An 11,450-nucleotide genomic window follows, 5' to 3' on the forward strand; every position below is an offset into this window, starting at 1 on the left:
TTTATCTCTTCGGCTCTGCTGTCGTTGGCGGTTTAAAGCACGAAAGTGATGTAGATATTTTAGTCGCCGTCTCAAGGCCTCCTGGCTTATGGCAAAGAAAAGCCCTGGTTGCTCGGTTGATGGGCGTATCCGGTGCGATTGGGAATTCCCAAGCCATCAGGCCGTTAGAGCTGACGGTGGTGACAATTTCTGATGTTGTTCCTTGGCAATTTCCGCCTCGGGCTGAGTTTGTTTACGGGGAGTGGTTGAGAGCGAAATTCGAGGCCGGAAGTGTTCCGAAACCAGCCCGTGATCCTGATCTTGCCATTGTTCTGAAGAAGGTAAGGGATAACAGTCTTTCGCTGTACGGAAGAAGCGCCGCTGAGGTTTTTGAGCCTGTGCCTATGGCTGATATTAGACGGGCAATGTGCCACTCCTTGCCCACTCTTCTGGCCGACGCTGCGGGCGATGAGCGTAACGTGGTTTTAACCTTGGCACGCATGTGGCGGACAGCGGCCACTGGCGATATTGTTCCTAAAGATGCTGCGGCAGAGTGGGCGGAAGGGCAAGCACCACCTGACCATGCAATGCTATTGAAATATGCTCGGGAAGGTTATCTGGGGATAATTGAGGATAGATGGCAGGATAAGCATGAGGACGTTGCAGCGCTTGCCTCCTATTTGAAAAATTCGATTGAGGGGTGCCTCGATACCCCGTAAAACAATCCTCACATGCCTTTTTGCCCAAGTGGCGTTTGATGGAGGGGGGCTCTTGTACCTGTTGTCGTGCCGTTGAGACTACGAGTGGTTTCAGCCCTGCTGTGACAAGCGACGCCGTCGCTTTCATTGCCCCAACACTTGCGGGTTAAGCTGCCACACGCTCCAGGTCAGCGCGCAGGCCAGGCTCACCCAAGCGAGGTAAGGCACCAGCAGTAGACCCGCCAACGGCTTGAGTCGCCAGAACATCACCAGCGTCATCAAAATCAATACCCAAAGCGCGGCCACGCCGATAAAGGCGAGAGCGCCCAGCTGCCAAGCGAAGAAGAGCCAACTCCATAAGGCGTTGAGCGCCAGCTGTATGGCGAACATCACAAGCGCGAGCTGGGCGCCGGGTTCACGCCAGGCAAGCCAGGCGGCAACGCCCATAAGGCCGTAAAGCGTCGTCCACATCGGCCCGAATAGCCAAGCGGGCGGTGCCCAGGGCGGTTGCACAAGCTCTGCGTAGAAAGAGGCCGCGTTGATGGAGGCCACTGATCCGATGGCGGCGGCAATATAGGCCAGTGCCAGCCAGCCAATCAGGCCCAGAATCTGTTTTTTGCGGGAAAGTGCACGCACGTGAGCCTCTGCTGTAAAGTATGAAAATCACTTCAAGCGTAGTGTAACGCAATGGGATCGGCCACGGCGGCGGTTGCGAAAGAATGAAGCATGGTTGAAGCGTGGCAGGCGAGCTAGATAAGGCGGCATTAAACAAAGGGAGTGCAACGTGACTGAATCGCTACAAACGCTGTTACTTGAACTCGAGCAGTTTGGTGTAAGCAACGATAGCGCCATCACCGACCGGCCTCGCCGCATGTTGAACATCACCCGTGACACGGGAGAATTCCTTTCCGTGATGGTTCGGGCCACGAATGCTCAACGCGTGCTTGAAATTGGAACGTCTAACGGTTACTCAACACTCTGGCTGGCCTGGGCCGCAGCGGCAATTAACGGCCATGTGACGACCGTTGAACAAGCCGATTTCAAACGTTCGCTTGCGGCGAAGAGCTTCGAGCGTTCAGGTCTTGCTCCGTTCATTACCCAGGTTCATGGTGAGGCGGGCGCCGTACTTGGTCGCTGCTCCGCATCAAGCATCGATCTTCTCTTTCTCGATTCTGAGCGTTCTGAGTATCTGGCATGGTGGCCCGACATTAAGCGGGTTCTTCGTGAAGGAGGGCTTCTTGTGGTTGATAATGCCACGTCTCATGCTGAAGAGATGTTATCTTTTGTGGCATTGGTTTCCGCAGACCCTGATTTCGCCACGTGTACCGTGCCTGTCGGAAACGGCGAGTTTTTGGCTACAAGGAGCCGATAACATGAAAGACTTACCCGTCAATGTTTCTCCCTATAAAAGAACGCCAGAATTCACCGAAGAGAGCGTTCCCACAGGGTTGTTGAATGACCACACGACCAAAGAGGGGGTGTGGGGAAAGATAGTGGTGCTTGAAGGCTTGTTGGAGTACACCATTCAAGAGCCAGCACTGGATATCATCGAGCTAAGCCCAGAGCAGTATGGTGTTGTAGAGCCAGCGATAAAGCATCATATAAAGCCATTGGGCCCGGTAAGATTTTTTGTTGAGTTTTATCGTTAATAGGGAAGTACCTGCCAATCTGCTTACTCCCCTGATATTTCCTCACCTTGAGCGGATAGCTGCTGCCTGACGTTTTCAATCGTCGGCTGCAGGTTATAAAGGCAGTTGCCGTTCCGGTAGGTATCGGCTGGCCCGGTAAGGCGTTCGAGATCATTCATAGTCAGAGTCGTTTGGCACGTTAGGTCATCTTGCGGCTGAGTCGTGCCGAGTAGCATCAAATGGCCGAGCAACAGCCAGTCGCCATTGCGTTCGCCATACGCCTTGCCCACCGCGCTATAAGATTCATAAACCAGCCACTGGAAGGGCGTGCCGCTGCTTATCTGTAGGGTCTGGCAGGGTTCCGTCTGGCTTAAACAGGCGGAATTCTGCTCAACCAACAGGTTCAGCAAGGGCTCTGGGAGAGTGGCGCCGTTAGGGCTTGCCCTGAACTGTTGGGCGACGTCAGCTAGGTTCTGAGTATCCACCAGTGGTTCCTGGCTCCAACGTTCGGTTTGCCTGAGCGAAAGTTCAATACGCCGAGCTAACTCAGGCTGCGATTGGGCAAATTCGCTCTCTACCAAGGCTTGCAAGGCCAAGGTGCCCGGCTGGCCGAGCTGGTAGCGCAGGTAGTTAACATCAAACGCCTCGGCTGTTGTGCGGCCATCCAGCAACCGCTTGATTTGCTGCTCGGCAACCCAGTGGCGCATATCTGCCAGCGGCGTGTTAACCACGATCAACACAAGGGCCACCAGCAGGGCCAGGCCAACGTTGGCGCGCTGTAGGCTGGGAAGTGCTGCCTGGCGGCGCCACAGCAGAAGCAGGCTGTAGCTTACGGTAAATGCCGCTGTTAGCACTTGCAGCAGGGCAGCCCACAGCCTGTCCAGGCTAAGGCCGTATTGATCTATACGCAGCCAGAGCGCCCAAGCGGCTAGCACGCTACCCACCGGCAGCAGCACAACGGCCAGCAGGATGATACGGCGTAGCCAGGTGGGATAGGGGGGTAAGCCATGCGCTTGATGAAAGACCGCGTTGAAGAACAGCAGCAGGGTTAACATCAGCGCCATTAATATGCAGGAGGCTCTGCCTGTATCCCATACGGGTTGCACGCCGGTAAAAAGGAGCATGGCAAAAAACAGCAGAATGATAAGGGCTACTAGCGGCAGTAACGCTTTGATAAGTGCCTCGCTCATCTGCCGCACGCTTTGGATCAGGCGAAAGCGGTTACGAATCATCACCAGCGTTAAACCGATCACCAGCCAGGTGACGGGGTAAATAAACAGGGGGTCGCTGAAAAGCGTCTCAAAAAAGCGCACGCCAATAGCCGAAAACAGCGTTGCCCCCAGCCATAACAGGCCCCAGAACACACCAATAAACAGCGTTAATTGTGAAAGCGTCTGGGTGAATTCCCAGGAGTAATTCAGCAGCGGTGAATAGGCGGTAGGCCAGGTTCTGCTAGTGGCGCTACTCCGAAAAAACAGTGCCAGAATGAAAAGCGCCACGCCAAGTGACACGCAAAAGGCAAACGTGAACGGATGCCGTGCCCACTCCAGCGCTTCGGGCGTCTGCTCTACCCAGCCAAGGTGCCAGCCCAGCCAAAACAGCAGTGGGGCCAGCAATAGCGGCAGAAAATTGAGGCGATCACGTAGCTGCTCCATGCCGATTAGATAAAACGCGGGCAGGGCGATTGCTACGGTATAAAGCGCCTTGAGCCAGCGCTGGTCAGCGGCCAGCCAGTGCTCATGCTCGATCGCCAGATGAAGGGCCAGCAGCGCAACCCCTTGTACCACGGCCAGCAAAATCAAGCCCGTACGGGTGGGCTTGTCCAGCGTGTTTGCGCGATGATCATCCATGACAGTTGTCCGCAGGTGAGGTTGGCGTAATAAAATTTACGTTGCTTTAAACATAATCAGGGTAGCGTTGGATTAAATAACAACATCACCATGACAGGGAAATGGAAATGTATCGAATATTACTGGTTCTTTGCAGAGAAGTACGTTGCCAATGGCGGAACGCTATTCCGCCGTGCTTTCTTAACTGCCTCTGTTAACATTCGTGGCTTGTCGCCTGCCATGTTGGAAAGGGCGTTTGAAATGCCACTGGGAATTACTAATGAGCCATCCACAACCCAATAATCCGTTACATGGTTTAAGCCTTGAAAAGATCTTGACGCGTTTGGTTGAGCGTTACGGCTGGGACGGCTTGTACGCAGAGATCAACGTGAACTGCTTCTTCAACGATCCTTCTATTAAGTCGTCGTTGAAATTCCTGCGTAAAACGCAGTGGGCACGGGATAAAGTAGAAGCGCTGTATATCAATACCTTTACGGGTTAACGCAGAAATAAGTGTAGCGGCGGAGTGGGCTATGAGGTTTACGCTCCTCGCGCCGTTTATGTGGCCATTGAGAATAAAAAATACATTGTAGCTTGTCGATTTCTCTCACGCTCGAACGACTAGTGATAGTTCGCTCATGCAATCACAGACCGTTTGAAGTATTGGCTTTCGTGAGGAAATTGATGATGATTACGATGTATGGATTTGGAAAAGTAACGCCGCAAGTGGTGGGGATTACGAGGGATTTACGTGTGCTGTGGGCACTAGAGGAGTGCGAACTGCCTCATCAGGTTAATGGGCTTGATGATGTTGCTGGTGAACTACATAGCGCTGATTATTTAGCAATCAATCCCTTTGGCAAAGTACCCGCGATTGACCATGATGGCGTGATCATTTTTGAGTCAGGGGCTATTGTTATCTACTTGGCGGAGCAATCAGGAAGGCTTCTGCCGACGAGTGAGTCAGAACGCGCTAAAGCCCTGCAATGGACGTTTACTGCCCTGGATACAGTGGAGCCACCGATGACGCAAATTGCCGTGATTGATTTATTTGAAGCGGATGCCGAGTGGGCAAAGCTGCGGCGTCCGGCACTCGTAGAGATGGCCAAGAACTGCCTCGCAGTGCTCGAAGGTGTGCTTATCCGCAAGCGCTATCTGCTTGGCGACCAGTTTACCTATCCAGACATTCTAATGGTTGCTGCGTTAAGTCAAATACAGCATACAAATCTTCTAGATGAGTTTCCTAATGTGACTTCCTATTTAACGCGCTGTCACGACCGACCAGCGTGGCATAAATGCCTTGATGCCTACAATCGGCGCTTGGCAGCGTGAGTGATTAGCATCCCGTACGCTAGCACTTCGGCGAAGTTTATCAGTGTTGGTGCGGATCGACGGAACACACCGGAGAGAAAAACCATGACTACAACTAAACAACCATTGCCGAGTGTCGTATCTTTAGAAGAGTGGAAATTAGCGCTGGATCAGTTTCTCGTAAAAGAGAAAGCGCTAACCCGCGCGCGTGACGCACTGAGTGCTGAGCGTAGGAAATTACCTGTAGTGAAGGTGGCTAAGCATTATACGTTTCAGGGCGAAAATGGCCCAGTGTCTCTGCTCGATCTGTTTGAAGGGCGCCGTCAACTCATTGTGTATCATTTTATGTACGCACCTGACTGGAAAGCGGGGTGTGGCGGATGCTCGTGGGTCGCTGATGCCATGACTCACCCGGCTCATCTGCATGCTCGCGATACCTCGCTAGTCATGGTGTCACGCGCCCCCTTGGAAAAACTTAATCAGTATAGATCCCGTATGGGATGGGCTTATCCTATTCCATGGTACTCGTCTTATGAGAGCGACTTTAACCATGATATTGGCGTAACGACTGCGGAAGGTGAGAGGCACGGCGTCAGTGTATTTATTCGTGACGGCAACGCCATATATCGCAGCTATTTTACAGGGGCGCGAGGCGTCGAATATCTTGGCAGCCTCTGGACCTATTTAGACTTGACCCCGTTTGGCCGTCAGGAAACCTGGGAAGATTCTCCAGAAGGCTGGCCACAAACTGAGCCGTATGGCTGGAATCGTCGCCACGACGAGTATGACGTATAAGACTCGCCTGAACTGGGGGGGAAAAAGGACATACACTCAGGGAGGTCATTGACGTTATTCTTGAAAACTTTCCTGACGTGGGTTGAGTGATGACGCATTTGACGTATCGGCGCTAAAAAGCCACCTCACGGCAATCCTTTGCCACTCCTGCTTCCTTTCCTGTTTGCATTGCCACTATTCAGCGATTAATTATTACGTTACACCAGTCCCCGTTTATCACGCCGCGCCGCAAGAATGTCTTTTAGTGTGGCCAGGCCGATGACGCCCAGTACGGAGAGTGAGATTAGCGGCCAGATCAATACATATAACGCCAATATAAAAGTTTGCATGTGTTTTCCTAATGTTTGGCTGGTGCGCTATGGCGCACCAGCGGATGAAGTGATTTCAACGTCTTACACAGGGCTTATTGCCCAGCCCTTGTCACAGAGAGCTTAGGCCCGAGTAGCAGGCTTAGCCGGGTCATAGTTGATGACGTCCTGATTAATCTGCGCGAAGTCGAACTTGCTTGAGCTCATCAGGCTGACGCCAATGCACACAATCGTGCTTACGCCGTAGGCCATTAATGAGGCCATTAGCACCGTGTAGTCCCGCAGGAAGCCAACACAGAAGTAGGCCAAAACAAGAGTGCTGAGTGCGCCGACAATCAAACCGGCACGGCGACCGCAGAATCCAAAGGCCATCAGGCCAAGCACTACACCTCCGCCTACGGAGGCCAGCAACTCAAATAGCCCTGCGGTTAGGCCGACCATAGGCAGCAGTTCAAATCGTGCGATGCAGAACATCACCAAGCCTGCGATTACCGCCGAGGTAAACGCCGTGTTGGTGACCCGGCTCCAGAAACAGCTGGCGATCACAGGGAAGACAATTGCGCCCCAGAGCGCGCCAACGAAAATCAGCATGATAAGAATGTCCATGGAGAAGCTGGCGAGAATCACCCCAATCAGCGTCGCCACAATCATGGTCAACCTGCCAATAAACAGCATCCTGGTCGGGTCGGGCTTGTTTTTCGCAATGTTCTTGCCATAGATATCGGCCATGACAATCGCCGACATGGCAGAAAGGTCTGAGTCAGCGGTTGAGGAGAGCGAGCCGATCACCAGAATAAAGAACAGTCCAATAAATACCGGCGAGAGGTACATCGAGACCATCTGCGGGATCAGGTTGTTCATGTCGCCATTCATGGGCTCCATGCCGGTCATCAGCGCCATCAAGCCAATCATGCCCAAGCCGATAACAATCGCACCGTAGCCAATGGTCGCGGTGATAAAGGTCGGTTTGATATGGTCTTCACGCACGGCGAACAGGCGTTGGGAGATAGTCTGGTTACCAATCGCGTAGGCCAGCACCGCTACAAAGAAAGGGGCGCCCTGATTGAGGATGGCATCCACCGAGAACAGACTTGCCTGTTCTGGAGTGAGCAGACTCATGCCGTTCGATAGCGTTTCCGGCCCGCCGATTGCGAACATCACTGCGGGGATGATTAGAATGGCGATGGCCATCATCGCCATCAGTTGGGCAAAGTCAGTAAGGACCGAAGCGCGGAACCCTGACCATAGCGTGTAAGACAGCACCCCAACGCCTGCGATCACCACCCCGGCTTGAAAGGAGAGTGGTGAGAGCACTGAGACCAGTGCGCCGGACGCCGTGAAGTTGACCATCAGGCTGATGATACTACCGAGTATGTTGGAGGAGGCAAGAATCAACTGGCTGGAGGCGCCATGCCGGGCATGGATCAGCTCACCCAGAGTGTGCGCATTGGGCGCCAGCTTGCGAAAGCGACGGCCAAAGGGGTAGATGAACAGGATCATCAACGCGCCCCACAACCCGTAATGCAGGGGGCCTGAGATGCCATAGGTATAACCCGAGGTCGCAGCGGCGTAAAAGGAGGCAGCCCAGATCCAAGTGGCGGTCATGCTGGCGGCGCCAAGGCCAAAGCCGATCTGATGGTTAGACACCATGAAGGCGTCGGTATTTTCCTTTTTCTCCTTGATCAGTAGGGTCAGCAGATAAGTGCCGCCGTAAAAGAACACCAGTAAAGCGAGGACCGTCAGGGTCGAGAATTGATAGAAGTTTTCGTTGTACATGGAATACCCATAGGTTTTGCAGCCCAGCATCCTAAATAGCAACCAGCGTTCCGTTGTCGGAAAGGTCGCCACAGGACGTGAGCAAAAAAACAGAACATCTTTCTAGGTATGTCTGTAGCGAGATAAGACTGCGGTTGGCAGTCTGGCCTTGCACTTGCAAGCGTCAGGTGCTGGAAACACCTTAAGCCCTAGATAGGGGGGCCAGGTCAACGCTTGCCATGATGCGTAATAGCGAACGCAATAAAGCGGTGGCAAGGTCGAACCGAAGAGGTACCTTACGCCTTTACGCTCGAACAGTACAGGTTGACGCCCACGCCGACATGTGATAGTTGAAGTGAGGCGCGAACATATCCGCCCCAGGTTGGCTCACTAAAAACAGAAGGCTTGGGACGGGCCGCTAATTTGGCACTGGGTGGTATTTCAGCGCATCAATGGGCAGCCTGTGGTGCTGGATTCCGCCAGCTATCTGCCCGCTAATATCCGCACAGATTTTGATGCTATGCATCCTGCCTGGTGGATTGAGGTCCTTGACCCATGCTCAAGTGACGATAAATAACGCCACTCGCGCCGACTATCCTGCGCTTCTGAAAATATGGGAGGTCTCGGTTCGTGCCACCCACCCTTTTCTGGCAGAGAGCGATTTGCTATTACTAGCTTGTGAGCGCATATAAAAAACGGCCCGAAGGCCGTTTTTTATGCCGTGGCTAGCTGCTTGGCTAACCCTTATACGCTATAGCTTATCCTGGGTTTTATGCTCAAAGTCGCTGGCATCGTGGCGTTCATGCAGCTGTTCGCTGGGCTCGCCAAATGTGCGGTTAACCATACGGCCCCGTTGTACGGCAGGGCGTGCATCAAGTTCTTCTGCCCAGCGGAGCATGTTTGTATACGTGTGCGCTTCCAGAAATTCAGCCGCTTCGTAAACGCGGTTTTTCACCAGGGCGCCATACCAGGGGTAAATCGCCATATCCGCAATGGTGTACTCATCGCCCGCCATATAGCGGTTATTGGCCAAATGGCGGTCAAGTACATCGAGCTGGCGCTTTACTTCCATGGTGTAACGGTCGATAGGGTACTGGTACTTTTCAGGAGCGTAAGCGTAGAAGTGACCAAAGCCACCGCCGAGTATCGGGCCGCTGCCCATCTGCCAGAATAACCAGGAAAGGCACTCGGTACGCTTGGCTGGGTCGGTGGGCAAGAAGGCGGAAAATTTTTCAGCCAAGTAGAGAAGAATAGCGCCTGACTCAAAAACGCGCTGAGGCGGGTTAGTGCTGTGGTCCATCAACGCCGGGATTTTGGAGTTGGGATTAACGTCTACAAATCCGCTGCCGAACTGATCGCCTTCACCGATTTGGATCAAGTAAGCGTCATACTCAGCGGCTTCGATGCCTTTTGCTAATAGCTCCTCAAGCATGATGGTCACTTTAACGCCATTGGGGGTGGCCAATGAGTAGAGCTGAAGCGGGTGTTTACCAACGGGCAGCGCTTTATCGTGAGTAGGCCCCGCGATAGGTCGGTTAATGTTGGCAAATTTACCGCCATTGCCCGGTTCCCATTTCCAAACGCGCGGTGGGGTGTAAGACGTATCGCTCATCATGGCCTCGCTGTGACGTGTCGCGGGCAGCGCCCGGTGGTAAAAATAATCAATTCAAACGTAATAGGTACTCTATGAGGGTAGTAAAACGCAGGTACAAGGGGCGAGAATAATTAGCCGTGTAATAAAATGACGGATAAGTCACCAGGGAGGCAATCATGCAAACCATTGGGGTGCTGGGCGGAATGAGCTGGGAGTCCACGCAAAGCTATTATCGCGCCTTGAACGAGGGCGTAAAACACGCGCTGGGCGGTCTCCACTCGGCCAAAATTGCCATGGTGAGTGTCGATTTTGCTGAGATTGAGGCGCTGCAAAAGCAGGGGGATTGGGAAACCGCTGGAAAAATTCTTGCTGAGGCGGCGTACAATATTGAGCTAGCAGGCGCTGACTTTTTACTGCTGGCCACCAATACCATGCATAAAGTGGCACCCGCGATTGAGCACGCTATCAGCATCCCGCTGTTACACATCGCTGATGCGACCGCTGAGCAGCTGCGAAAGGACGGTATAACGCGTGTTGGCTTGTTGGGTACGCGCTTTACGATGGAACAGGATTTCTACAAGGCGCGTTTGCGGGACACATTTGGCATTGAGGTCGTGGTGCCAGAGGAGGGGCAACGCGAGACGGTTCATCGCATTATTTTCGATGAGCTATGCCAAGGGAAGATCAACGATGACTCCCGTGAGCACTATCTGAAGGTGATCGCCAGCCTGCATCAACAGGGCGCTCAGGCGGTCATTCTAGGCTGTACAGAAATTGCCTTACTGGTAGAGCAAGCACATACCGCTGTGCCGCTTTACGATACCACTGCCCTGCATGCCAGCGGAGCAGTGGAGCGTGCGCTTAATAATTAACGGGTGGTTAACGCTAAAACGTTAAGCAAGCGTTAGGGTAACGTCGATATTGCCACGGGTAGCGTTGGAGTAAGGGCATACGATATGGGCCTTGTCGACCAGATCCTGAGCGATGCTCTTGTCAATGCCGGGAAGGCTGATTGTTAGCTCGACTTCGATACCAAAGCCGGTAGGAATGGCACCAATACCTACACTGCCTTCAATGGCGGTATCCTGGGGAAGCGTTACTTTTTCCTGGCTGGCAACATGTTTTAGAGCGCCTAAAAAGCAAGCAGAGTAACCCGCCGCAAACAGCTGCTCCGGGTTGGTACCCTCACCGCCTGCTCCGCCCAGCTCCTTGGGAGTGCTGAGTTTGACGTCCAGCGCGCCGTCAGACGACTTGGCACTGCCTTCACGACCACCGGTCGCGTGGGCATGGGCGCGGTAAGCAATTTTTTCGATAGACATAGCAGTTTCCTTTTTGGGACGAGTAATAGGGACATCTTTTAATGATGATCAAGTTCCAGCTCACTGCACGGCTCTCGCCTACAAGGTCCTAGGGTTTGTCTGAAAAGTCGACGAGCGAAGACAAGACAAGGCAAAAATTGGCGAAAAAACGGAGTTTACATGTGTAAATGAGTATTTTGAGCCAATTTTTAACGCCGTATTGTCGAGCGCAGACACTTTTCAGACAGAGCCTAA

Annotated in this window: 13 protein-coding genes; 7 read left to right on the top strand and 6 right to left on the bottom strand. The window is 53.1% G+C overall.

The window, feature by feature from the left end:
• On the top strand, window positions 1–698 hold a 698-nt coding region (locus tag ACT3TJ_RS17300), incomplete at its 5' end, for an aminoglycoside adenylyltransferase family protein (protein WP_444622718.1).
• A 123-nt stretch (window positions 699–821) separates the two neighbouring features.
• Here the strand turns inward: ACT3TJ_RS17300 and ACT3TJ_RS17305 are convergent.
• The gene (locus ACT3TJ_RS17305; RefSeq protein WP_444622717.1) at window positions 822–1,313 is read right to left on the bottom strand and encodes a TspO/MBR family protein; all 492 of its coding nucleotides are present in this window, start codon (window positions 1,311–1,313) and stop codon (window positions 822–824) included.
• A gap of 148 nt (window positions 1,314–1,461) precedes the next feature.
• Here ACT3TJ_RS17305 and ACT3TJ_RS17310 point away from each other — a divergent pair, with 148 nt between their 5' ends.
• Both ACT3TJ_RS17310 and ACT3TJ_RS17315 read left to right on the top strand, forming a co-directional pair.
• Entirely contained in the window at window positions 1,462–2,049 is a 588-nt protein-coding gene (locus ACT3TJ_RS17310; RefSeq protein WP_444622716.1) for an O-methyltransferase, read from the top strand.
• 1 nt (window position 2,050) lies between these two features.
• Window positions 2,051–2,326 carry a DUF1971 domain-containing protein gene (locus tag ACT3TJ_RS17315; RefSeq protein WP_444622715.1) on the top strand — a complete coding sequence of 92 codons (276 nt, stop codon included), beginning with the start codon at window positions 2,051–2,053 and terminating at the stop codon, window positions 2,324–2,326.
• Window positions 2,327–2,349: 23 nt separating this feature from the next.
• Here the strand turns inward: ACT3TJ_RS17315 and ACT3TJ_RS17320 are convergent, their stop codons facing one another.
• Complete coding sequence (locus ACT3TJ_RS17320; protein WP_444622714.1) at window positions 2,350–4,155, bottom strand: DUF4153 domain-containing protein; 1,806 nt, start codon at window positions 4,153–4,155, stop codon at window positions 2,350–2,352.
• Window positions 4,156–4,414: 259 nt separating this feature from the next.
• Here ACT3TJ_RS17320 and ACT3TJ_RS17325 point away from each other — a divergent pair, with 259 nt between their 5' ends.
• The 3 genes from ACT3TJ_RS17325 to ACT3TJ_RS17335 all read left to right on the top strand — a co-directional run bounded on the left by ACT3TJ_RS17325 (window position 4,415) and on the right by ACT3TJ_RS17335 (window position 6,240).
• On the top strand, window positions 4,415–4,636 hold the full coding sequence (locus ACT3TJ_RS17325) for a VF530 family protein (protein ID WP_192528609.1): 222 nt from the start codon (window positions 4,415–4,417) through the stop codon (window positions 4,634–4,636).
• 182 nt (window positions 4,637–4,818) lie between these two features.
• A complete protein-coding gene (locus tag ACT3TJ_RS17330) occupies window positions 4,819–5,466 on the top strand; it encodes a glutathione S-transferase family protein (protein WP_444624391.1) in 648 nt (215 codons plus the stop codon).
• A gap of 84 nt (window positions 5,467–5,550) precedes the next feature.
• Complete coding sequence (locus ACT3TJ_RS17335) at window positions 5,551–6,240, top strand: DUF899 domain-containing protein (RefSeq protein WP_444622712.1); 690 nt, start codon at window positions 5,551–5,553, stop codon at window positions 6,238–6,240.
• A 197-nt stretch (window positions 6,241–6,437) separates the two neighbouring features.
• Here ACT3TJ_RS17335 and ACT3TJ_RS17340 read toward each other — a convergent pair whose 3' ends face one another.
• From ACT3TJ_RS17340 to yghU, 3 genes are all read right to left on the bottom strand, one after another.
• A complete protein-coding gene (locus ACT3TJ_RS17340) occupies window positions 6,438–6,569 on the bottom strand; it encodes a putative transporter small subunit (RefSeq protein ID WP_216657919.1) in 132 nt (43 codons plus the stop codon).
• A gap of 102 nt (window positions 6,570–6,671) precedes the next feature.
• Window positions 6,672–8,324: a sodium:solute symporter family protein gene (locus ACT3TJ_RS17345; protein WP_172115991.1), complete on the bottom strand. Its 1,653-nt coding sequence runs from the start codon at window positions 8,322–8,324 to the stop codon at window positions 6,672–6,674.
• Between the two features lie 730 nt (window positions 8,325–9,054).
• Complete coding sequence (yghU, locus tag ACT3TJ_RS17350) at window positions 9,055–9,915, bottom strand: glutathione-dependent disulfide-bond oxidoreductase (RefSeq protein WP_087111718.1); 861 nt, start codon at window positions 9,913–9,915, stop codon at window positions 9,055–9,057.
• A gap of 158 nt (window positions 9,916–10,073) precedes the next feature.
• Between yghU and ACT3TJ_RS17355 the strand changes: the two genes are divergently transcribed.
• Window positions 10,074–10,769, top strand: a complete 696-nt coding sequence (locus ACT3TJ_RS17355) for an aspartate/glutamate racemase family protein (protein WP_444622711.1) — start codon at window positions 10,074–10,076, stop codon at window positions 10,767–10,769.
• 21 nt (window positions 10,770–10,790) lie between these two features.
• Here the strand turns inward: ACT3TJ_RS17355 and ACT3TJ_RS17360 are convergent, their stop codons facing one another.
• Window positions 10,791–11,216: an organic hydroperoxide resistance protein gene (locus ACT3TJ_RS17360; RefSeq protein WP_444622710.1), complete on the bottom strand. Its 426-nt coding sequence runs from the start codon at window positions 11,214–11,216 to the stop codon at window positions 10,791–10,793.
• Between the last annotated feature and the right edge of the window lie 234 nt (window positions 11,217–11,450).

The organism is Halomonas sp. AOP30-A1-24, assembly GCF_052378165.1.
Classification (GTDB): domain Bacteria; phylum Pseudomonadota; class Gammaproteobacteria; order Pseudomonadales; family Halomonadaceae; genus Vreelandella; species Vreelandella citrativorans.